17 protein-coding genes, 3 pseudogenes and 3 CRISPR repeat arrays are annotated in these 21,415 nt (G+C 71.2%); of the genes and pseudogenes, 16 read left to right on the top strand and 4 right to left on the bottom strand.

The annotated features are described in order from the left end of the window. Positions 1-194: 194 nt before the first annotated feature. Complete coding sequence (locus tag ACWGL3_RS20480; protein WP_452461681.1) at positions 195-1,460, bottom strand: FAD-binding protein; 1,266 nt, start codon at positions 1,458-1,460, stop codon at positions 195-197. Positions 1,461-1,721: 261 nt separating this feature from the next. Here ACWGL3_RS20480 and ACWGL3_RS20485 point away from each other — a divergent pair, with 261 nt between their 5' ends. Further along, positions 1,722-1,859, top strand: coding sequence for a hypothetical protein (locus tag ACWGL3_RS20485; protein WP_452461682.1), 138 nt, complete (start codon positions 1,722-1,724; stop codon positions 1,857-1,859). After that, positions 1,856-3,070 carry an rRNA adenine N-6-methyltransferase family protein gene (locus ACWGL3_RS20490; RefSeq protein ID WP_452461683.1) on the top strand — a complete coding sequence of 405 codons (1,215 nt, stop codon included), beginning with the start codon at positions 1,856-1,858 and terminating at the stop codon, positions 3,068-3,070. The genes ACWGL3_RS20485 and ACWGL3_RS20490 overlap by 4 nt, the downstream gene beginning before the upstream one ends. A gap of 235 nt (positions 3,071-3,305) precedes the next feature. Here ACWGL3_RS20490 and ACWGL3_RS20495 read toward each other — a convergent pair whose 3' ends face one another. Further along, entirely contained in the window at positions 3,306-3,488 is a 183-nt protein-coding gene (locus tag ACWGL3_RS20495) for a DUF397 domain-containing protein (RefSeq protein ID WP_352982761.1), read from the bottom strand. Then, on the bottom strand, positions 3,485-4,312 hold the full coding sequence (locus ACWGL3_RS20500) for a Scr1 family TA system antitoxin-like transcriptional regulator (RefSeq protein ID WP_433701284.1): 828 nt from the start codon (positions 4,310-4,312) through the stop codon (positions 3,485-3,487). The genes ACWGL3_RS20495 and ACWGL3_RS20500 overlap by 4 nt, the downstream gene beginning before the upstream one ends. Positions 4,313-4,490: 178 nt before the next feature. Between ACWGL3_RS20500 and ACWGL3_RS20505 the strand changes: the two genes are divergently transcribed. The 11 genes and pseudogenes from ACWGL3_RS20505 to ACWGL3_RS20555 all read left to right on the top strand — a co-directional run. Continuing rightward, positions 4,491-4,985 (top strand): ATP-binding protein, encoded by a 495-nt coding sequence (locus ACWGL3_RS20505; RefSeq protein WP_452461684.1) that lies wholly within the window; start codon positions 4,491-4,493, stop codon positions 4,983-4,985. Beyond that, complete coding sequence (locus ACWGL3_RS20510) at positions 4,982-5,209, top strand: hypothetical protein (RefSeq protein WP_452461685.1); 228 nt, start codon at positions 4,982-4,984, stop codon at positions 5,207-5,209. Before ACWGL3_RS20505 ends, ACWGL3_RS20510 begins: the two co-directional genes overlap by 4 nt. 250 nt (positions 5,210-5,459) lie before the next feature. Continuing rightward, positions 5,460-5,633 (top strand): annotated as a pseudogene (locus tag ACWGL3_RS20515) (BldC family transcriptional regulator); the annotation flags it as partial. Between the two features lie 274 nt (positions 5,634-5,907). Beyond that, positions 5,908-6,189 (top strand): hypothetical protein, encoded by a 282-nt coding sequence (locus tag ACWGL3_RS20520; RefSeq protein WP_267949750.1) that lies wholly within the window; start codon positions 5,908-5,910, stop codon positions 6,187-6,189. A gap of 378 nt (positions 6,190-6,567) precedes the next feature. Beyond that, positions 6,568-7,267: a CRISPR direct-repeat array (repeat unit 29 nt; unit sequence GGGTCCATCCCCGCGTGCGCGGGGAGCAG). Between the two features lie 490 nt (positions 7,268-7,757). Then, positions 7,758-8,585: an alpha/beta hydrolase family protein gene (locus tag ACWGL3_RS20525; protein WP_452461686.1), complete on the top strand. Its 828-nt coding sequence runs from the start codon at positions 7,758-7,760 to the stop codon at positions 8,583-8,585. 130 nt (positions 8,586-8,715) lie between these two features. Beyond that, positions 8,716-9,415: a CRISPR direct-repeat array (repeat unit 29 nt; unit sequence GGGTCCATCCCCGCGTGCGCGGGGAGCAG). Between the two features lie 605 nt (positions 9,416-10,020). After that, positions 10,021-10,275 (top strand): hypothetical protein, encoded by a 255-nt coding sequence (locus ACWGL3_RS20530; RefSeq protein WP_452461687.1) that lies wholly within the window; start codon positions 10,021-10,023, stop codon positions 10,273-10,275. Between the two features lie 155 nt (positions 10,276-10,430). Beyond that, positions 10,431-10,745, top strand: a complete 315-nt coding sequence (locus tag ACWGL3_RS20535) for a hypothetical protein (RefSeq protein WP_452461688.1) — start codon at positions 10,431-10,433, stop codon at positions 10,743-10,745. A gap of 52 nt (positions 10,746-10,797) precedes the next feature. Then, positions 10,798-11,703 (top strand): NADP-dependent oxidoreductase, encoded by a 906-nt coding sequence (locus ACWGL3_RS20540; protein ID WP_452461689.1) that lies wholly within the window; start codon positions 10,798-10,800, stop codon positions 11,701-11,703. A gap of 51 nt (positions 11,704-11,754) precedes the next feature. Further along, positions 11,755-12,477: an alpha/beta fold hydrolase gene (locus ACWGL3_RS20545; protein WP_452461690.1), complete on the top strand. Its 723-nt coding sequence runs from the start codon at positions 11,755-11,757 to the stop codon at positions 12,475-12,477. Between the two features lie 168 nt (positions 12,478-12,645). Further along, positions 12,646-13,788, top strand: a complete 1,143-nt coding sequence (locus ACWGL3_RS20550; protein ID WP_452461691.1) for a Gfo/Idh/MocA family protein — start codon at positions 12,646-12,648, stop codon at positions 13,786-13,788. Positions 13,789-13,963: 175 nt separating this feature from the next. Further along, a pseudogene (locus tag ACWGL3_RS20555) lies at positions 13,964-14,269 on the top strand (DUF4158 domain-containing protein); the annotation flags it as partial. A gap of 5 nt (positions 14,270-14,274) precedes the next feature. Here ACWGL3_RS20555 and ACWGL3_RS20560 read toward each other — a convergent pair. Next, positions 14,275-14,412 (bottom strand): annotated as a pseudogene (locus ACWGL3_RS20560) (Tn3 family transposase); the annotation flags it as partial. A 23-nt stretch (positions 14,413-14,435) separates the two neighbouring features. Then, positions 14,436-16,175: direct repeats of the CRISPR family, unit length 29 nt; unit sequence GGGTCCATCCCCGCGTGCGCGGGGAGCAG. Positions 16,176-16,459: 284 nt separating this feature from the next. Here ACWGL3_RS20560 and ACWGL3_RS20565 point away from each other — a divergent pair. The 3 genes from ACWGL3_RS20565 (at position 16,460) to ACWGL3_RS20575 (ending at position 21,214) form a co-directional block, all read left to right on the top strand. Then, positions 16,460-18,232, top strand: a complete 1,773-nt coding sequence (locus ACWGL3_RS20565; RefSeq protein ID WP_267949736.1) for a hypothetical protein — start codon at positions 16,460-16,462, stop codon at positions 18,230-18,232. A 179-nt stretch (positions 18,233-18,411) separates the two neighbouring features. Beyond that, positions 18,412-19,341 carry a universal stress protein gene (locus tag ACWGL3_RS20570; RefSeq protein ID WP_452461692.1) on the top strand — a complete coding sequence of 310 codons (930 nt, stop codon included), beginning with the start codon at positions 18,412-18,414 and terminating at the stop codon, positions 19,339-19,341. Between the two features lie 511 nt (positions 19,342-19,852). After that, positions 19,853-21,214, top strand: a complete 1,362-nt coding sequence (locus ACWGL3_RS20575) for a YeeE/YedE family protein (RefSeq protein ID WP_267949734.1) — start codon at positions 19,853-19,855, stop codon at positions 21,212-21,214. Positions 21,215-21,415 lie beyond the last annotated feature (201 nt).

Genomic DNA, 21,415 nt, shown 5'->3' on the forward strand with positions numbered 1-21,415 from the left:
AGCGGGGGGCGCGGGCCTCGGGGGGGGGGGGGGGGGGGGCCCCCCGGCGGGGGGGGCCCGGGGGGGGGGGGGGGGGGGCCGGCGGGGGGGGGGGGGCCCGGGCGGCGGGTCCGCAGGGGCCGGTCTTGCGGCCCTCCCACGACGACGGGCGGCCCTGCGGCACCGGAATATCGGTGCCGCGGGTCCGCCCGCGCTCATCCCCGGGGGAACAGCGCGTCGGTGAAGGCGTTGCGGAACGTGCCGCCGGGGTCCATGCTCCGCGCCAGGCGGGCGAAGTCCTCCGCGCGCCCGTACCCCGCGACGATGTCCCCGGCCGAGAGCGTGGTGAGCTTCCCCCAGTGCGGCCGGGCGCCCAGGGGCGCCAGGAGCCCCTCCACCTCGGCCAGGACGGCCACCACCGCCTCCGCGTCGCTGACCCAGGTGAAGTGGAACGTCACGGAGTCGCGGCCGTGGGCGGGGCTCAGCCACAGGTCGTCCCCGCGCACCGTGCGCACCTCCGACACGTGCAGGAGCGGGGCCACCTTGTGCCCGATGCCGCGCAGGGCGGCGAAGGCCCGCGCCGCCTGCTCCCGTGGCAGGTACAGCTCCGACTGGAGCTCGTCGCCCGCGCTCGGCGTCACGTCGGGCCGGAAGTGCGGCAGCCGCTCGTGCCAGGGCCCGGAGACCCCCAGCTGCACGGTGCAGGACTCCACCGGCATGCCCCGCACGGGGTGCACCGGTCCCCCGGCGGGCCGTCCGCCCTCCCACGGGCGCTCGGGCAGGTCGGTCCGGTGCTTGAGCCACACGTCGGCGACGCCCCGGGCCCAGTCGGTGAACGCGCTCACGCTGTACGCGGCGCCGAACACCGCGTCGAACCGCTTGGCCACCGCGTCCAGGGGCACGTCGAGGTGGACGCGCTGGGCGACCTCGAAGGCGGGCTCGACGTCCAGGGTGAGCCGGGTGACGACGCCGAGCGCACCGAGGGAGATCACCGCGCCGGGGAACGTGTCGGGGTCGGTGTCGCGGGACAGCTCCACGAGGTCGCCCTCCGGGCCGACCATCCGCACGGCCCGCACGGAGGCGGCGAGGCAGCGCTGCCCGTCCCCGGAGCCGTGGGTGCCGGTGGCGCACGATCCGGCGACGGAGATGTGCGGCAGGGAGGCCATGTTCGCGAGGGCGAACCCGTCCTGGTGCAGGGCGGCGGAGAGGTCGGCGTAGCTCGTTCCGGCGGACACCGCCACGGTCCCCGCCCCGGGGTCGAGGACGATGTCCTGCGGCATCCCGTCGAGGCGGACCAGCTCGTGGTCGGAGTCGGCCACCCTGCTGAAGGAGTGGCCGCTGCCGAGGGCCCGGATCCTGGGGCTGTCGCGGACGAGGCGGCGCAGTTCGTCCAGGGTCGAGGGGCGGTGCACCGCCGTGTGGGAGAAGGCGACGTTCCCGGCCCAGTTCCTGAGGGGCGGGGGTGGTGGTGTGGTGGACATGGGGCCTCCTTGACCGCCGGGGGGGGACGCCCGTGCATCTTCCCCCGTGGCCCGGATCGCGGGAGCGGCCGGGGTTCGCCAAGGCGCGTTCCGCGTGGATGCGGGGCCAGCCGGGGCGACCGTGTGCCCCGCTCCCCCCATGTCGCGCGTTGGGACGGTGGATTGCGCGAGGTGGCCACTTCCAGCCAAAACCACTCACAGTAACCGGATGGTGGATTACTGTTCCGGTGGTAGGCAGGCCCAACCATCCTGGAGGACCCCGTGGGAGATCACGGCAAACCCGACAGCACCAACACCGGCAAGGGCGGCTCCGCCGGCGGCGACGGCCAAGACCCCAAGAAACACGGAAGCGAACCCCTCCCCACCCAGTCCGGCGACGGCAAGGACCCCGACCGGTGACCACACCCGGCGCCCGTCTGGCCCGCGCCCTCACCATCGCGGGCCACATCATCGACCCCCGGTGGCACCGGGCGATCCTCGCGGTGGACCGGGCCGGGTTCATCCCCGACACCGTGTGGGTCACCTCCACCGACCACCCCGGCTACTGCATGCCGGTCACCCGCGAGGACCCCGACCACGCCCGTTGGGCGCATGAGGACTACGCGCTCGCGACCCAGGTGGACGACGGCAACCCGGCCGGGGGCCCGAACGGCGAACCCGGGTGGGGCAGGTTGCGGACCTCCAGCCTCAGCCAACCGTCGCTGGTCGTGGACATGCTCCAACAGCTCGACGCCGCCGAGGGGCACCGGGTGCTGGAGATCGGCACGGGGAGCGGGTACAACACCGCTCTGCTCTGTCACGCGCTCGGGGAGAAAGCGGTGGTGTCCGCCGAGATCGACACAGAGCTCGCCCGGGTCGCCGTCGACAACCTCGACCGCGCCGGTTACCGGCCGACCGTGCTGGACGAGGACGGCACAGGGCACCTGGAAACCGGTCTCGGCGCGGATCGCTTCCACCGGGTGATCTCCACCGTGGCGGCCCGCGGGTCCATCCCCCACGCCTGGGTGGGGCAGACGTGGCCGGGCGGGGTGATCGTGACCCCCTGGGAGGTGGGGACCCGCCCCGGGGTGCTGGTGCGACTGGAAGTCGGGGAGGACGACACCGCGCACGGGAGGATCGTCGGCGAGGCCCCGTTCATGGTGTTGCGCTCCCAGCGTCCCGACAGCCGCCGCATCCGGGACCTGGTGGACGAGGACGACCCCGGCAAGCAGGCCGGAACCGCCACCGTGAACCCCCGCCTGGTCGCCTACGAGCACCCCGGATGGCAACTGGTTCTCGGACACCTGGTGCCCGACCTGCGGTACGCCGTCTACGAGGCGTCAGAGGAGCGGCCCGAGTGCGCGGGCGAGGCGTCCGTGTACGTGGCCACCCCGGACGGGTCATGGGCGCTGGGCGAGTACACACCGGTCGGCGGCCCCTACGCCACCGAACGCGCCGGGGGCCGGGACCTGTGGGCGGAGGTCGGCGCGGCGTGGGAGGAGTGGCAGCGGGCGGGTCGGCCGGGCCGGGAGCAGCTCGGGGTGACCGTGGACGCGGGAGGGACCCGGTTGTGGGCGGGTTCCCCGGCCGAGGTTCTACGGCCGCTGGGCTCGGCTGCCACGGTGGGGTAGCCGTTCGGGCAGTGTGTCCGCTGTTCCCTGAGGTGAGGCCGGGTTCGGGTGGCATACCGGCACCAACGTCCGCGAGACTCCCCCACCCGGTGGCCCGGTTTGGGGCGGGACTGCGGTGGGGTCTTTGGTCCTCGTGGTGTGTCGCGCACCCGGGGTAACCTGAACCCGCTGAACACGAGAGCCGCACCCCGTCACCAACATTGACGGGGTGCGGCTCTTCGCGTGCGCGGGGATGTTACCGGACGCGCACCGCATTCACGAGAGCAGTCCACTCAGGGGCAGGTACAGCAAGGTGACCCGACTCCCGGTTCTGGGTGTCACGAACAGCAGCCCTCTGACCAGGCATAATTCGTGCCTCCACGCACTGACCACCGGACCCGTTGCTGTAGCTGGACTTCTTCCAGACCTGACTCATCATCGGATGTTGCCTCGTATCTCTTCCATCTTGGACCGCGACGCCGTAATCGGCAGAGCGGCGCTCCTCAGCTCCGCGAAGGTTCGGTCATAGCGTGCCACAATCTCCGGTTGCTTCAGCGATACACCTGTCTGCTGGCTCTCCACGTAGACGAACGAGCCGTTGCCAGGCACGTCCATCACGGTGAACGAACCACCCAGTCCAGCGTGCCCCTCTGCCTCACTCGGAATTATCTGTATGTCCACCCGTGAGCGATATGACAGTTCCAGCAGGTGATCGATCTGTTTGGGCCTCACTTCGGGGTTCCGAAAGCGGCGAACTAGGACCACCTCGTCCAAGAGAGCGGTGATCTTCGGTGGGTGTGGCCGGTCCAGGATGAGCTGACGTTGCTTTCGCGCATCGACGATCTGGTCGATCGCTTCCGATGTGGCATCGGGCTCAGCGATCTCGCTGATGGCCCTCACGTACTCCTCGACCTGGAAGATTCCTGGAACCAGGCCGAGGGAGTAGTCCCGAAAGGTTGTGGCGGCTTGCTCCGCCTCAGCAACCTCGCGGAAGTACGACGTCATCCCAACCCCGGAGAACGCAGCGTCCCAGGCACCCAGCAGAACCCCGTTGGCCTTGAGAGCAGCATCAAGGCGCACCACTTGGTCCCTGCGCGTCCCTTTCTTGCCGAGCTCCAAATCGCTGATAGTGCTTTGCCCGACCAGGGATACAGCGGCAAGCTTCTGTTGCGTGAGACCCGCTAGACCACGGGTTTTCTTGAGCAGCTTCCCGAAACGAGAGCGCGCCTCGCCGTCCTCACCATCGACCCTCAATCGAATCACCGACCAATTATCTGTCTTCACCGCTTTGCAAGGTTCTAAGACCGAGTCCAGCGATAAGCATAGACCCACGGCGTCTGGGATTGGCAAGGTCTGGGACATGAAAAGGCCCCGGCGGCCGCTCGCAACGACCCCCGAGGCAAATGCCCCACCTGTCACGAAAAGACATGAGGTGAAGCAAATGAAGCCTATCGGTACCACCGCACCAAAAACAGACGCAGACGCCGAACCCGAGCCCGCCGGTGTCCCGTACCCGCACCGCATCGCGTTCTCCGAGCCCCACCGGCACGGCATCGTCCTCGGCCACAAGCGCGACTACAACGCCCTGGCCAAGTGGGTGCGGGCCATGACCCCCCGGCGGGCCGCGAAACCGGTCTCGCTGGTGGCCGAGGCGCTCACCTCGAACGCGCACAAGCACACCCGTTCCGGGGACCCCGGCGGAACCGTGCGGGTGGTCCTCGACATCGACCCGTTCCTCATCACCATCGCTGTCACCGACGGCGGTCCCCGCCCGGACTCGGTGATCCCCTACCCCCGTCTGGGTGGCCCCCGCCTCGCACCCCTCCCGGGCCTGCACCTGGTGGACCAGCTCGCCGTGTACTGGGAGTGGGACTGGGCGATCCCCGGTGCGGGTTCGGGACCGCTGACGATCCGCGCGAAGGTGGAGAACCCGTGAGCGGGTGGACACCGGAGCTGGACCGCGAGTACCGGCAGGTGGCCGCCTCGCTCACCCACCACCACCCGGGCTGGTGGGTGATGTGGTCCTACTCCCTGCTCGTGTGGGTGGCGTTCTACACCGGCCCCGCGCGGGTGGCCCCGCTGCGCTACGCCGACCCCGACCGGCTCTCCCGGCAGATGCGGCACGTGGCCCGCACGGTCGCCTCCGGCCGCTCCCCCTGAGAACCCCCTCCGGGCGACACCGTTCCGCCCGGGGTTCCCCGCCCGGTGCGTTCACACCGGGCCGCGGGGCCGCCGCCGAAAAGGGGGGCCGGCGGCCCCGCCCCACCCTGTCGGGTCCGGTCGTACTTCCCCGGACCGGACCCGACCCCCACCCACCATCGACCACCCGCACCCGCACCCGCACCCGACCATCGACCACCCATAACCGACAAACACACGCTGACGGAGAACCACCGTGCCCACCGCGCCCCTGCCCGAACTCGTCGAGAACGCCGAGGCCCTGCTCACCCCCGGAGAGGTCGCCCGCCTCTTCCGCGTCGACCCCAAGACCGTCACCCGCTGGGAGAAGGACGGCCGCCTCGCCTCGGTCAAGACCCTCGGCGGGCACCGCCGCTACCCCAGGTCGCAGATCACCCACGTCCTGAACGCCGGAACGGGCAGCACCGAGGTCGTCCGCGCCCTGGAGGCAGTCCACGCCCTGGCCCTAGAGGTCGGAGCGATGGGCGACGCCGGACACGTCGCGACCCTCATCGAGACCCTGCGCGCCGGGAAGTCCGCACCGTAGCCCTGATCCGTCCGGACAGGCCGTGGACAGCAGGCCCCGGGGCGACCGTGGTTCCCGCCGGATCCCCTCTCCGAGGGGGTCCGGCGCGCCACGAAAACCCGCACCGAGCCCGGCCCGCAGAAGGAGGAAACCGGTGACCACCCGGTCCAGGCCCCCGCACGCCAGCGACGGGACCCCGCTCGTCCCCCGCTACACCGAGCACGCCGAACGCCTCGCGTCCCGCGTCATGCAGGAGCGGGAACGGTCCGCCGCGGACGCCGCCGCCGGTCTGGCCCGCCTGGAACAGATCGCCGCCCAGCAGCAGTTCGACGCCGCCCAGGCCCGACTGGAAGCCGCCCGCAGACGGGTCGAGGCCCAGGACACCGCCTGCCTGGGGGTGGCGGTCCGCCAATGGTGCCGCCGCGTGGCCCCCTGAACCGGGCCCGTGCAAGCCCATCCCCGCATACGCGGGGAGCAGGGCAACGGATGCCTAAAGGTCACCACGGGTAGGGGTCCATCCCCGCGTGCGCGGGAAGCAGAGGTTGTTGCCGGTGACCAGCCACAGGCGGTCGGGACCATCCCCGCGTGCACGGGGAGCAGGAGGTGCGCACCGGCCCGCTGCCCATCACCCAGGGTCCATCCCCGCGTGCGCGGGGAGCAGAGCACTACGCCTGCCAGGGTGGCGAGCGTGGTGGGTCCATCCCCGCGTGCGAGGAGCAGGGGGTCGCGAGTTCGTTCTCCCGGTACCCGGGGGGACCATCCCCGCATGCGCGGGGAAACACGACTGCCGGGGCCTCCAGCTCGGCCTGGACCCGGGGCCATCCTCGCATGCGCGGGGAGCAATCAGAGCGCAGCGCCAGCTTCAGCACGAGGTTGGGTCCATCCCCGCGTGCGCGGGGAGCAGGAGTTCCAGTGGTCCCGGTGGATCTCGAACCAGGGTCCATCCCCGCGTGCGCGGGGAGCAGGAGTTCCAGTGGTCCCGGTGGATCTCGAACCAGGGTCCATCCCCGCGTGCGCGGGGAGCAGCTGGTCACGGACGCGCACGGCAACAGGTCGCGGGGTCCATCCCCGCGTGCGCGGGGAGCAGTTCTTGACGCGGGCTTCGGCGATGGTGGGGCGGGGTCCATCCCCGCGTGCGCGGGGAGCAGGCGGGCTCGGACCGCAGGGGCCACGCCACCGCGGGTCCATCCCCGCGTGCGCGGGGAGCAGCACCAAGTTCGGAATGACTTCGGTGTCGGTGAGGGTCCATCCCCGCGTGCGCGGGGAGCAGTGGCGCCGTCCTTGCCGCACACGTGACACACGGGGTCCATCCCCGCGTGCGCGGGGAGCAGTCCTCGGAGAGGACCTTGGACACGTCGTCGTCGGGTCCATCCCCGCGTGCGCGGGGAGCAGTCTTCACCGCCCAGGCTCTGCGCTCCCAGGTGAGGTCCATCCCCGCGTGCGCGGGGAGCAGCGCGCACCTGGACGCCGTTCTCGGGGAGGCGGGGGTCCATCCCCGCGTGCGCGGGGAGCAGAGCGAACGACCAGCGAACTTACCAGTGGCAAGCGGCCGATTTTCCAACTTCTCGAAAAACCGACACGGATGACATAGGGGACTCTAGAGATTCTTGTTCGCAATGAAGCATATTTTCCTCCAACAAACGAACCAACCCATGGAACCTCTACGACCCCGGCTTGAAGAAGCCGGACAGTCCCGCAGCACGAACAGGGGAATTCGGCAGGGCTACAGTAGCGCGCCCGTCGCCGCGACCGACCCCTCGCGTTCGAGGAGCACCAGGTCCATGGCCGGGCTGGCAATCACAGCGGCAGGGACCATCCCCGCGTGCACGGAGAGCACGATGGCAGCGGCGCAGACGACCTGGGGCCGTCCCCTAGGGCCTGCTTGCCCGCGCATCTCGACCCGTGGTCGGGGACCGGAGGTCTGCCCGCAGCAGAAAGGGCGTCCGCGCCCGGTAGAGCTCCCCTACGGTTGGCGACGTACCCCCGAAAGCCGTAGGAGTGTGTATGGATGCGATCACCGGTACAGCCGCAGGCGTGCCGTTCACAGCCCTCCCGCCGTCCGGGACGGGCAACGACCGTGCGCCGTTGATCGTGACCTGGCACATGCTGGACGCGCCCCGAACGGACGCGGCCTTCGCAGCGGCACTGCCCATGGCCGGTGTTCCTTCCTGGCGGGTCCACCTGGGTATGCCGCTGTGCGGTCCGCGTATGGTCGATGGCCGTCTCGACAGACACCTCGAACTCGCTCGCGAAGACATCCTGTTGAAGTACCTCGGACCAATCGTCCACCAGGCCGTAGAGGAATTCCCGGCCGCGCTGGCCGAGCTGCACCGTCAGCTACCGGTCGACGACCAGCCGATCGGCATCCTCGGTGCATCGCTTGGCGGGGCGGTCGCTCTGCAAGTGCTCACAGCTCCGCCGACACCGATCGGGGCGGTCGCGCTCGTCAATCCCGCTGTGCGGGTGAGCGCGGCGGTCGAACTTCTCGCGACCGGGCTCGACCAGCCTTACGTTTGGACCGCCGAATCCCGCAGAGCGGCCGACGATCTGGATTTCGCCGGCCGCGCCGGCGAGCTGAGCGGAGAGCCCCCGCTGCTGCTGGTCAGCGGCGAGCGCGACCACCCGGCGTTGCGCGAAGATGCTTTCTCCCTGGTCAAGGCACTTCGTGGGCGGTACGCGCGTCCGGATGAGATCGAGCTGGCGACTGTGCCGGACCTGGCCCACCCGCTGGCCGATGAGCCCGGGTTGGAACCGGCTCCCCAGTTGCCCACAACGGCGGCGGTCGACGGGGTTCTTACCCGGTGGTTCGTCCGGCGGTTCGCGACGCAGTGAGCAGCGGTGGGTAAGCGTTCCCAAAGCTGGTGGTGCCCCCTGTCCTGAGGTGCGTTGATGCTGCGCAAACGGAAGCCTGCCCGCACGAAGCGCGGGCAGGCTTTTGAGAGGACGGCGCCAGGGCGGGCCTGGGCCCATCCCCGCGTGCGCGGGGAGCAGCCGGACCCCTCAGGCGCATTCCCATGCGCCCTGGGTCCATCCCCGCGTGCGCGGGGAGCAGCCGGCGAGCCGAGCCCGCTCGGATGGCCAGTGGGGTCCATCCCCGCGTGCGCGGGGAGCAGGCGCTGATCACGGCCGGGCCGCGCATGATCGAGGGTCCATCCCCGCGTGCGCGGGGAGCAGGGGCCCGAGGGGGTGCCTGGAGACCTGGTGACGGGTCCATCCCCGCGTGCGCGGGGAGCAGAAGGGAAGGTTCCACTCGATGTGGGCGGCCACGGGTCCATCCCCGCGTGCGCGGGGAGCAGGCACTCGGCGAGGCGGGCATGGTCGACAGGTCGGGTCCATCCCCGCGTGCGCGGGGAGCAGTTGGCCAAGGGGCGGCTGATCGTGCCGAGGGCGGGTCCATCCCCGCGTGCGCGGGGAGCAGGAGAAGGCCCGCTTTGGCGTCGATGCGGGCGAGGGTCCATCCCCGCGTGCGCGGGGAGCAGCGTGGCACTACGGCCCGCCCCCGACCACCGCCGGGTCCATCCCCGCGTGCGCGGGGAGCAGTTCCCGATCGGGGTCGACGCAGCCATCGTCGTGGGTCCATCCCCGCGTGCGCGGGGAGCAGATACAGGAGGGGGTGGCGGTGAACCGAAAGTCGGGTCCATCCCCGCGTGCGCGGGGAGCAGAGAGCGAACGACCAGCAAACTTACCAGCGGTAAGCAGCCGATTTTCCAACTTCTCGAAAAACCGACACCGAGGACATAGCGCCCTTCGGGGGTTCCAAGTCGCGAGTAGGCATGTTTTCCTCCGACGAGCCGGGCCGCGCCGCGTGCAACTATCCCGGTCCCGGTGGCGCGAAAGCCCAATGTACAGCCCCGACCTCGCCCCGGGAGCTCCCACCGGCTCCCACCGCCCCTCTCCTCCTTTGAGCCGATACGCCCTGTCGTCAGGTGTCCCTAGGGGTGTCGGTAAGGAGCGTGTCACCAAGTGCCAACTAACCCGCGAGTAACTTAGACGTTCTCCAGACAGCCGACTCCGATCCCACGGAAGATCGTCGATGACCAGGCAAACAGTCCGGGGGAGACTACCTGCCGTAGCCGGGGCCGCGGCCGCGGGTGGGGCCCGGCGGGGCGTGCCGCTAGGGCTGCGGGGGCGCTGAGGGCGGGGGAACCGGGCGCGGCGTCCTGGCCCTGCGGACCGGCGCCGGGGCGGGCGCGGGGGGCGCGCTCTCCTGGCGCTCGCGGCCCGCCCTGGACCGCTCGGACAGCTCGCGGGCCCGGCCGGAGGTCTGGTGGATCCTCTCGCGTGCCTGCTGGGCTGCGGCGCGGGCCAGGCCGCCGCCGACATCTGGACGGGCGCTTCCATCGACGTCGGCGAGGTCTACACCAGCCTGGCCGGCGACATCACGAACGGCACCCACCACACCCCGGGTTTCCAGCACGCCGCCCACAACAGCCGTCTCACCGCCCGAGTCGGACAAGCCGCCCGGACCGGCGTCCGGCAGTTAGGCCACCGCACCTCGCGGCACCGTGCATTACTGCCGTGACGGATACGGCGACCGATTTGCGGGCACGGGCGGCCGCCATAGGTTAGGGCCCGCTGAAGGGTTCCTGAGGCCCACCCCCCTATCAGGGAGTCGTTGATGATTTCAGTCCCTCGTCACCATGGCCCTCGCGGCGCTTCGCGGCAGGCTCACGGCGTATGACCACCTCCGCGCGCGCCGCTGTTCTCGAAGCGCAGGACGGGCCCTTCGAATTCCGCGACATCGTGACCGGCACCGGCTGGAACAGGATCTTCGTCGGTACCGGGAACTGGATCAGCTCCATGGCGAACTACACCGCCCGCCACGTCCTCGAGAAGGAGACGAGCGACGACCGGCTCTGGTGGGAACGGCTGGCAGGAGCCACCACCCAGACCAAGTACCACGCGTACACCGTGCTGAAATCGATCCGCCTCGAACGCCCCCGGCCCGATTACCGCCTGCGGGGCGAGAAACCTCCGGTCTTCCTGACCTGACACCGTTCTGAACGGTGCGAGCAAATAGCCCTCGTATATGAGAAGGATCATCATGAAAGCCGCCGTCATCACCTCGTTCGGCGAACCCTCCGTGTTGCGGGTTGCGGAGGCTCCGCGACCGGTGCCGGGTCCGGGCCAAGTACTGGTGCGGGTTCACGCCGCCGGGGTGAACCCGGCGGAGATCCAGGCACGCGCCGGAGCGTTCCGCCTGCGTGCTCCCGCCATCATCGGATTCGAGTTCGCCGGCGTCGTCGAGGCGGTCGGCCCGGGCGTCGACGAGGGCGTGGTCGGCGACCGCGTCGCCGGGTGGCCGGACTCCGCCACCCAGGGCTCCTACGCCGAGTACACGGTCAGCAGCAACTTCGCGACGGTCCCCGACGGCGTTTCCTTCGAGGAGGCCGCGGCTACTGTCATCGGCGCCGACAACGCGGCGAGGGCTCTCGGGCTTCTGAACATTCGCCCGGGTCATACGCTCGTGGTCACCGGCGCGAGCGGTGCTCTGGGCGGCGCCGCCGTGCAGTTCGCGCGACAGCGCGGTGTGACGGTGATCGGCGTCGCCGGGACTGCCAACGCCGACTTCGTCAGGAGTCTCGGAGCGACCCCTGTCGCCCACGGCCCGGGCCTGGTCGATCGCATCCGTGCCGCCGCTCCGGGCGGGGTCGACGTCGCGCTCGACACCGCCGGCAAGGGGCTCCTTCCCGCCCTCGTCGATCTTCTCGGCGGCCCCGACCGGATCGTGACGCTCGCCGACCGCGATGCCGCACAATACGGCGTCGCATTCAGCCCCGGGGGCAGCGGGAACCGCGACCGCGGCCCTGTCCAGGAAGCCCTGGATCTGATCGCCGCCGGCGCATGGACCGCACGCATCGGCCGGAGCTTCCCACTCGACGAGGCCGCGGACGCTCATCGCCTCGTCGCCACGGGCCACACCCACGGCAAAGTCATCCTCCTTCCCTGACCCGGCCGACCGGCCATTCAACCACGACAACAAACAATTGGAGAATCCGAAATGCCTGCAGTCCTCGTCCATGGCGTACCTGATACCCACCGGCTTTGGGACACCGTCCGTTCCCATCTTCAACGCGAAGATATTGTGACGATCGATCTCCCCGGGTTTGGCGTACCCCTGCCAGAGGGATTCACGTCGACGAAAGAAGAGTATCTCGATTGGCTTGTTAAGAATATCGAAGAAATCGGCGAACCCGTCGACCTGGTCGGTCATGATTGGGGGTCTCTGCTCACGGGCCGTCTCGCGTCTATCCGACCAGATCTGGTGCGGACATGGACAGGCATCAGCGGACCAATCGATCCGGAGTATCCGTGGCACTATCTTGCCAAGATCTGGCAAACGCCGGGCGAGGGCGAGCAATGGATGGCGGACCTCGACCTCGAGGCGTTCGCAGCAAGCCTCAACGAGGCACAGATGCCGCGCGACGCGGCAAACGAATCGGTCCGACATCTCGATGCCACTATGAGAGCAAGCATTCTCGCCCTTTACCGTTCGGCGATCGAGGTCGGGGCGGAGTGGAAGCCAGGTTTGAGCAACGTGACCGCACCAGCGCTAGTGATCTGGGGCCTGGACGATCCGTTTCTTCCTCACCGCTTCGCCGACGAGCTCGGTAATGCCACACGCGCACGTGCCGTCTTCAAGCTGCGCAGCTCGCACTGGCCGATGATAGAGCGTCCGGCCGATGTCGCGCGCGAACTCGAGGCCCACTGGGCTCACGTGTAAAACCTGCGCCTGGGCCACTCGGGCTCGAACCCCGCGGCCGCTACGCAAACGGCAACAATTGCTCGCTCGCCATGGTGAGCCCGAGTGCCCACGCATTTGTCCGGAAACGAATCATCGTGACGCAGCCCGGAGAGCGTTGCCGGGGCTGCACACGGCAGGAGCATCCTGATGAAGAATTCAGCAAATACCCGGATCGGCGTCGGCCTTATCGGGGCTAGTGCTGATCGGGGTTGGGGCGGAATTGCTCACGTCCCGGCGCTGCAGGCGCTCGACGCGTTCCAGATCCGCGCCGTCAGTACGACTCGTATGGAGAGCGCGAACGCGACCGCTCGTCGGCTGGGCGCCGATCTCGCCTTCGACACACATGAGGCTCTGGTCGTGCGACCAGAGGTCGACCTGGTGGTGGTTGCGGTCAAGGTGCCGGAGCACAAGCAGATTGTTTCCGACGCGCTGGCCGCGGGCAAGATGGTTTATTGCGAATGGCCGCTCGCAAGAAACCTGTCGGAGGCCGAAGCTCTGGAGGGGTTTGCCCGCGAGCGACGGCTGCGGACGGTTGTCGGGTTGCAGGGCGGCCTGCACCCGCCGATCCTCTTCCTTCGCGACCTCATCGCGCAAGGCGTGATCGGCAAGCCGCTCAGCACGAGCATCCGGGCGCATTTGACCGACGACATGTGGGTCGGCCGATATGACCCGCCGGTCGAGTACATGGCTCACGCAAAGCATGGCGCCACGCTTCTGAGCATCATGCTCGGCCACGGGCTCGAACCGCTTGCGCGCGTGCTCGGCACGTTCGAGAGTCTGTCCGCCGTCGTCGCCAATCAGCGCGGTGACGGCGTCCGCCTCTCCGATGGCGCGTCGCTGCCGAAGGACGCGCCGGATGAGATCGTCGTCGCCGGCGTTCTCGAAGGCGGGATCGTCACTTCGCTGCACTACAGTGCCGGGCAGTCTGCCGGCTCGGCGATGGTATGGGAGATCCAGGGCACCGAGGGCAGTGTGCGTGTGGAGTCGGCGTCGGGCTACATCCATTTCACCGATTTCACCATCACGCTGCGCCGCGACAGCGAGCCTGTCCAAGTGCTGCAGGTCCCCCCCGCTTATGCGGCTCCCGACCTGCAACTCGACGCACCCGCAGCGGGGGTCGCCCGCCTCTACGCCCAGTTCGCCGCCGACCTCCGCGACGGAACCGCCGATGCGCCGGATTTCGCGGTCGCACTCGATCGCCACCGGGTACTCGAGGCGATCACACGGGCCGCTGAAACAGGTCATCGGCAGTATCTGTCCCGCCCCGACCGAATGAACTCCCCTCTTTGAACCCGGGAGAGGCACTGCCGCAGGACCCGAGGAGATGGCGATCCGCGAGCTAACCCTGACTTGATCACGGGGGTCGAGGAGGATTGCCACAGGATTTAGCGGTAGAGCCGTGCTCTGGACGACGGTTCGGTGACGGGGCCGGCCTGTCCTGTTCGCGGCCCCTACGTTCATGGCCATGCCGCATGAATACCTCTCCGATGAGCAGATTGCCCGCTACGCCCGCTTCCCCGCCGAGCTCTCGGCGGGCGACCTGGAACAGTTCTTCCGCCTCACCCCCCACGCCCTGGAACTGGCCACGGGCAAACGCACCCCCACCACCCGGCTGGGGTGGGCCGTGCAGTGGGGCACGGTACGCACGCTCGGGGTGTTCCAACCCGACCACCCCACCCGGGTCCCCGAACGCGCGGTGGCCTTCGTCGCCGACCAGCTCGACGTCGACCCGGGCCGCCTGGAGGGGTACCGCACCCGGGCCCAGACCGCCTACGAGCACGCCTGGAGGATGTGCAGGGCGAGCATGGTCAGCTCCTGCTCCTCACGCCGGTTGGAGGACAGCTCGCCGGTCTTGCCGTAGAGGATCTCGCCGTGGATGCCGTGGGAGTTCTCCACCACGTTCAGCGTCGAACCACAGGACCCGCCCGGCGAACCCCGGGTCCATCCCCGCGTGCGCGGGGAGCAGAGGTCCGAGGCCACGTCAGCGAGGCAGAGCGGGGGTCCATCCCCGCGTGCGCGGGGAGCAGGACACGCCCCCACCCAACCCACACTCCACCTCGGGTCCATCCCCGCGTGCGCGGGGAGCAGTGAAGGTGTGCGTACCGCTGCGTCGTGGTGAAGGGTCCATCCCCGCGTGCGCGGGGAGCAGCGGTACCACGGAGTATCACTACGGTCCGTGAGGGGTCCATCCCCGCGTGCGCGGGGAGCAGTCGTCGGACACGGTTGTGGTGACGGGCTTCCCGGGTCCATCCCCGCGTGCGCGGGGAGCAGGCCGCCCCGGCCGCCATCGCGCGGGAGGGACGGGGTCCATCCCCGCGTGCGCGGGGAGCAGCTGGGATCGGTCGCGGTGGACACCGGCCACGGAGGGTCCATCCCCGCGTGCGCGGGGAGCAGTCGCGCTCCTCCTCGACCTCTTCCCGGCCGGGGGGTCCATCCCCGCGTGCGCGGGGAGCAGCAGGTCGGTGTCGAGCGTCATGGTGGTCTCCCGGGTCCATCCCCGCGTGCGCGGGGAGCAGGCCCGATGAGCGCGGGCGGGACACCACCTCGAGGGTCCATCCCCGCGTGCGCGGGGAGCAGTCGCGGGAGACGCGGGAGATGCTGTGGGTGGCGGGTCCATCCCCGCGTGCGCGGGGAGCAGGCCCTCGACCCCCGAGAACACGTCGGCTTGGCGGGTCTATCCCCGCGTGCGCGGGGAGCAGCAGGCGCGCGGGTACGTCGACAACCGGTTGCCGGGTCCATCCCCGCGTGCGCGGGGAGCAGACCACGGGCAAAGGGATTGCATTCATGCAATGGGGTCCATCCCCGCGTGCGCGGGGAGCAGACGGTGAAGCCTGCGGCCGACCCGGCGAACCCGGGTCCATCCCCGCGTGCGCGGGGAGCAGAGGATCCGGGCGACGGCGTCCGCGCGCTCCCGGGGTCCATCCCCGCGTGCGCGGGGAGCAGTCCGACTACCAGCGAAAGGGCTGTTCTCGCCCAGGTCCATCCCCGCGTGCGCGGGGAGCAGTTCTCGTCAGCAGTCTTCGCCGTGGGGGCCTTGGGTCCATCCCCGCGTGCGCGGGGAGCAGAGCCACAGGGGGCCGGTGGCGTGCTCGTGGGCGGGTCCATCCCCGCGTGCGCGGGGAGCAGTTCTCGTCAGCAGTCTTCGCCGTGGGGGCCTTGGGTCCATCCCCGCGTGCGCGGGGAGCAGAGCCCGAAAGGGTGATTCGGGACATCCGGGATCAGGGTCCATCCCCGCGTGCGCGGGGAGCAGACCGTCCGGTACGTGATCTCGCCCGTCTTCCGGGGTCCATCCCCGCGTGCGCGGGGAGCAGCCGGTTCTGGACCTGTACAACCGCATCTACGAGGGTCCATCCCCGCGTGCGCGGGGAGCAGTTCGAGGCCGGGTCAACCAACGGCCCTGGTCCGGGTCCATCCCCGCGTGCGCGGGGAGCAGACCATCCCCACATGGCGCGGCTGCGGCCCGCAGGGTCCATCCCCGCGTGCGCGGGGAGCAGCACCGGAGGAGCCGTCGCCGGATCCCGGCGCCGGGTCCATCCCCGCGTGCGCGGGGAGCAGAACGGGAAGGTGTTCGATCCGGCCGTAGGTACGGGTCCATCCCCGCGTGCGCGGGGAGCAGCCCGCAACACCAGTTCAGAAGTGAGCTACGTCGGGTCCATCCCCGCGTGCGCGGGGAGCAGAGCGAACGACCAGCAAACTTACCAGTGGCAAGCAGCCGATTTTCCAACTTCTCGAAAAACAGACACCGAGGACATATCAGCCTTTAGGGGTTCTACGTCACGAGTAAGCACGTTCTCCTCCGACCAACCGGACTGGCCGCGCCGCGTGCAACCATCCCGTCCCGGTGGCGCGAAAGCCCAATGTACAGCCCCGTCCTCGCCCCGCCGGCTCCCAACGGCTCCCGCCACCCCTCTCCTCCCTTGAGCCGATACGCGCTGTCGGCAGGTGTCCCTAGGGTCGGCGCATGACCCAAGCGACGCATGAAGCGCCCCCACTCCCCGCCGCCGTTCTGGCCGACGTCGAACGCGACGACCCCGCCTCGGCGTGCGAACGGGCCCTCGCCCACCCGGGTTTCCCGCACGCGGCGAAAGGACTGTCCGACCTCCCCACCAAGGCCGTGAGACGGCTGGCACAACATTGCGTCGAGCTGTTCAGGGAGGCAGCGGCGACCCCCGAACGGCGGAACGCCGTCCTCACGCTGCACACCGCGCTGCTGGGGTGCCGGCTGGACTTCCTGGAGGAGGACCACCTCGAGATCGAGGTCCTGGTCGCCGCCTCCTCCCGCGACATCGCCGACGCCTGCGAGACCGCCCTCGCCGCCGGGAACCCCCGCCGGACGGCGGAGCGCCTGCGGGGCCTCCACGAGTCGTACCGGCACCGCCTGACGGACGCCCTGGCCGAGCTCCACGGGGCCGCGCGAACCCCGGAGCGGAGGAACAGCGTCCTCTGGCTGCACACGGCCCTCTCGCACTACCAGCTGAACCTGCTGCGGTTCGAGGACCTCGAACCCGTGGTCCGCGAGGTCCTCGGGCGCGACGGTTCCGCCGAGGTGGAGGCGGTGCTCGCCCCCGACTCGTTCCTCCGGGTGATGTCCGGCCTGCGGGCCCTTCCCCCGGAGGTGCGGGAGCGGCTCGCGGGTGAGGCCCACTCGCTCCGCGAGGGGGCACGGACCCCGGAGAGGACGGAGCTGACCCTGTGGCTGGAGGCGGCGCTCCTCTTCCCCCCGCTCCCGGGCGGGCTCACGCTCTCAGACGAGTTCGAGGCCATGTGGCGCGAGGTCCTCCCGGTCGACGCGGCGGCGGCGTGCGAGATGGTCCTGGCGGACAAGGAGTTCACCGGGGCGAGGCTGCTCCCGACCCTGCCCGGGGACCTCCGGGACCGCCTGGCCCAGGTCTGCGTCGAGCTGTACGGGGCGACGGACTCGTGGGCGCGGCGGGACAGGATCGCCAGGATGCACGCGATGCTCGCCCCGGGGCGCCCCGACGACGTCATGGCGCACACGCGCCAGGAGGCGCTGTCGGCTGCGACGGCGGCGGCCTTCTGGGGGCAGGGCTGTGTCCACATGGTCTGGGTGGAACTGGTCTCCGGGCGCGACGTCCCGGTCAGCTTCGGCCGGACCCTGCGGCGCTACTGGGGTGAGGGCTACGGGTCCGACGTGCCCCTGGGCGAGGTCGTGCGCCTGCTCACCGCCCACCCGGTGGTCAACGCGGGCGACGAGTGGACGGACCACGCTCTCGCCGAGCTGGCGGACCTCCCGGACGCGTGGCGCGACCTGGTCGCGCACGCCGCGACGGCGAAGGCGAGCAGGCCGAGCGCGACCTGGGAGAGGAGGGGTCGGGCTCTGCTCGCGGGGGTCGACGCGGACGAGTTCCGGGAGCGGGTGCTGGGCTGGCTGGCCCTGGTGGGGGAACCGCGTTCGCTGCCGCTGGAGAACGACGTCCGGCACGACCGCTTCAACGACATCGCCGTCCGCGGCCTCGTGCGGCTCCTGTCCTTCCTCCCCGGGCACGCGCACACCGCGAGCGGGTTGGGCGCGCTGCTGGAGAAGGCCCTGGTCAGGGTCCCCGGCCAGGGACCGGACAGGCCGGCGCTCGCCAACGCGTGCGCGACGGCGCTGGGCCGGATCGGGGACGGGACCTCCCACGCCGAACTGGTCAGGCTCGCCGCCGTGGTGGACCACCGGCCCACGCTCAAGCTGATCGGGGCCGGGCTGGACGCGCACACCGGCGCGGTGTAGGACCGGCCGCGCCCCGGCCCCTCCGGCCCCGTCCCGGCCCGCCCATGGGCCGGAGGGCCCGGGACGCACGTCGTCCGGTGTGACGAATTTCCCGCCACGCCACGGGACTGTTGGGGCTGGAGATCCCGGGTACGGCAGTCTCGACGGGGAATCCGACATCCCCGGACGAAGGAGGTTTCATGGCGGACGAGCAGCTACCATCCCCCAAGGTCGCGGTGGGGGTCGACGGATCGCCGACCGGGCGGTCGGCGCTGGAGTGGGCGACGGCCGAGGCCGTGCGACGGGGTGTTCCCCTGTACGTGGTGCACGCGCTGTCCATGCCGCTGGTGGTGTCCGTCTACACCGGGCCGACGCGCTTCCCCGCATCGGAGGAGATCGCCGACCAGGGCCGGCGCATCCTGGCCGAGGCCGCCGAGCACGCGCGCTCCCTCCGGCCGGAGGTGGACGTGCAGACGGTCCTCGCCCTGGAGGAGCCCCCGCTCGCCCTGCTGCACCGCACCGGCCCGCACGACCTGGTGGTCGTGGGCACGCGCGGGCTCGGACCGGTCCGCTCCGCCCTCGCCGGCTCCGCGGGCGTGCGCCTCGCCTCCCACGCCGAGTGCCCGGTGGTCGTCGTCCCCGCCCCGGAGGGCCAGACCCCGCCCCTGCGCGACCCCCAGCGGATCGTGGTGGGCGTGGACGGCTCGGAGGACTCACGGCGCGCGCTGGGCTTCGCCCTGCACGAGGCCGTGCGCGGCGGCGCGGCCTCGGTCGTGGTGGTGAACAGCTGGGAGGTCCCGATGCCGTTCGCCACCGAGTCGCTGGTCGCGGCCGGCTGGACCCCGCCGGACGACCTGCTGGACCGGCGCTCGGAGGAGCTGGTCTCGGGCGTGCTGGCCGAGGTCATGGACGAGAGCACCGAGGACGTGGACATCACCGTCGTGCGCACCGAGCGCAACCCGGTGGACGCCCTGGTCGAGGCGGGGGCCGAGGCGGACCTGATCGTGGTCGGCTCGCGCGGCCGGGGCAGCATCCGGGGCCTGATCCTGGGATCGGTGAGCCAGGGGGTGCTGCACAGCGCCACGGTGCCGGTCGTGGTGCTGCCCAAGGGCGTGGACGCGACGGAGTGAGCGCGGCGGGCCGGGTCGGCGCCCCGTCCGGCAGCACGTGGAGCCGGGCCCGAGGGGGCGGCCCCGTCCGGGGTGCGCGGCGGCGCCCCGGGCGGGGCGGCCCCTCCCCCGGTTCCGCTCCGGTCCGCCCCCGCCCCGGCTTCCTCCGCTACCGCCCGGTCGCACCCCGGCGCCCCCTCGGCCCCGTGGTGGCGCGTCCCACGGTGCCCGCCCGTTGCCACATGGGCCCTGTGTCCTAGAATGTTCGCCGTGTCCGATACAGCCCGCTTCCTGCGCATGGTCCTCATCTCCATGTCGCTGACGAGCACCGATGACGGCCTCTGTCGCCGCCGGTGCCGCGACGGCGTGCGCTGACGCGAGGCCCCGGGGTTCCCTCCCCCGCCTCCTCACGGGCGCCCGTGCCCGGTACCGGTCCCCGTCCCTCCGGACGCAGTCATCCCTGTTCCACGGCACCGGTCCGTCCCAGGACCGCCGCCGTTCCCCGCCACCGCACGGTTTGGACAGCACCCGCATGACCACTAACCCCACCTCACCGCCCGGAAATACCGACTCGGTGGGAAGCGTCGGCGGCCCCGCCGCCGACGCCCCCGGGTCGGCCGCCGGCACCGCCACGGCGACCGTCTCGCCCGCCCTCGCCCTGACCTGGCGGCCCGCCCTCTCCGCGCCCCCGCCCCGGGCCGCCGAGGCGGAGCCGGTCCGCTGGTGGCCGCTGGGCATCGCCCTGGCGGTCACGCTCGCGCTGGCCGCCTACGTGGGGAGCACCCACGGGGCGCTGCCCGCCGTCCTGCTCGTGCTGGGCACCGGTCTCGGCTTCACCCTGTTCCACTCGCGGTTCGGCTTCACCTCCGCCTGGCGGCAGTTCCTCGCCGTGGGCAACGGCACGGGCCTGCGCGCCCACGCCGTGCTGCTGGGCACGACCGCGACCCTGTTCGCCCTGGTCATCGGCACCGGAACCGGACTGTTCGGCAGCGCCCCGGCGCCGTCGGCCGGCCCCATCGGCATCGCCCTGTTCCTGGGGGCGTTCCTGTTCGGGATCGGCATGCAGCTCGGCGGCGCCTGCGCCTCGGGCACCCTCTTCGCGGTCGGCTCCGGCCAGTCCGCGATCGTCATCACCCTGGTCGGGTTCATCGCGGGCTCGGTGATCTACAGCGCCGCGTGGCCGCTGGTCGCGGACCTGCCCGCGCTGCCGCCGTTCCTGCTCTCCGACCACGTCGGCTGGGGCGGCTCCTGGGCGATCACGATCGCCCTGCTGGCGGCGCTGGTCGTGGGCACCCGGGCGGTGCAGAACCGCCGCGTCCCGCCGCCCGTGGGCGCCCCGCCCTCGGCCCGGGGCGCGCTGCGCGTGGTGCGCGGCAGCTGGCCGCTGATCGCCGGGGCGCTGGTCCTGGCCGTGCTCGGCACCGCCGTGCTGGTGGTCTCCGGCGGCCCCTGGGGCATCACCTCGGCGTTCAACCTGTGGGGGGCCAAGGCCCTGCAGCTGGTCGGCCTGCACCCGGAGACCTGGGCGTTCTGGAGCCAGCCGGCCCAGGCCGAGCAGCTGGCCGGCCCCGTGCTCCAGGACAAGAACAGCCTCACCAACATCGGGATCATCCTCGGCGCGGCGGTGGCCGCCGGGGCCGCCGGGACGTGGAAGCTGCACACCGGCCTGAGCTGGAACCTGGTCGCCGCCGGGCTGGCGGGCGGCGTCCTGATGGGCATCGGCGCCCGTCTGGCCGGGGGCTGCAACATCGGCGCCTACCTGGCCGGAATCGGCTCGGGGAGCCTGCACGGGTGGCTGTGGGCGGTCTTCGCGCTGGCCGGGACCTGGGCCGGGCTGCGCGCCCGCACCCTGTTCGGCCTGGGCGTGCCCAAGCCGAGTGACAGCGTCTGCTGACCCGGCCCCAGGAGCACCACGGCCCCGCCCGCGCGACCGCGGGCGGGGCCGTTCCCGTTCCACGGGAACGGGGCGCCGGGGCGGGCGTGGGGCGCCCCCGCCCCCCCGGTCAGCCCCTCAGCTTGGTGTCGGTGCCCCCCCGGCGCCCCCAGCCCTGTGTGTTATAAAAAAAAACCAGCCCCCGAGACCAATCCCACTAGG

The organism is Nocardiopsis sp. NPDC055824 (genome assembly GCF_053616335.1).

What these genes read in the sequence shown, in the direction of transcription:
- ACWGL3_RS20480 (WP_452461681.1), bottom strand. Translation starts at nt 1,460, where the DNA reads ATGTCCACCACACCACCACCCCCGCCCCTCAGGAACTGGGCCGGGAAC.
- ACWGL3_RS20575 (WP_267949734.1), top strand. Translation starts at nt 19,853, where the DNA reads ATGACCACTAACCCCACCTCACCGCCCGGAAATACCGACTCGGTGGGA.
- ACWGL3_RS20495 (WP_352982761.1), bottom strand. Translation starts at nt 3,488, where the DNA reads ATGATGAGTCAGGTCTGGAAGAAGTCCAGCTACAGCAACGGGTCCGGT.
- ACWGL3_RS20535 (WP_452461688.1), top strand. Translation starts at nt 10,431, where the DNA reads ATGACCACCTCCGCGCGCGCCGCTGTTCTCGAAGCGCAGGACGGGCCC.
- ACWGL3_RS20570 (WP_452461692.1), top strand. Translation starts at nt 18,412, where the DNA reads ATGGCGGACGAGCAGCTACCATCCCCCAAGGTCGCGGTGGGGGTCGAC.
- ACWGL3_RS20545 (WP_452461690.1), top strand. Translation starts at nt 11,755, where the DNA reads ATGCCTGCAGTCCTCGTCCATGGCGTACCTGATACCCACCGGCTTTGG.
- ACWGL3_RS20565 (WP_267949736.1), top strand. Translation starts at nt 16,460, where the DNA reads ATGACCCAAGCGACGCATGAAGCGCCCCCACTCCCCGCCGCCGTTCTG.
- ACWGL3_RS20505 (WP_452461684.1), top strand. Translation starts at nt 4,491, where the DNA reads ATGAAGCCTATCGGTACCACCGCACCAAAAACAGACGCAGACGCCGAA.
- ACWGL3_RS20540 (WP_452461689.1), top strand. Translation starts at nt 10,798, where the DNA reads ATGAAAGCCGCCGTCATCACCTCGTTCGGCGAACCCTCCGTGTTGCGG.
- ACWGL3_RS20550 (WP_452461691.1), top strand. Translation starts at nt 12,646, where the DNA reads ATGAAGAATTCAGCAAATACCCGGATCGGCGTCGGCCTTATCGGGGCT.
- ACWGL3_RS20525 (WP_452461686.1), top strand. Translation starts at nt 7,758, where the DNA reads ATGGATGCGATCACCGGTACAGCCGCAGGCGTGCCGTTCACAGCCCTC.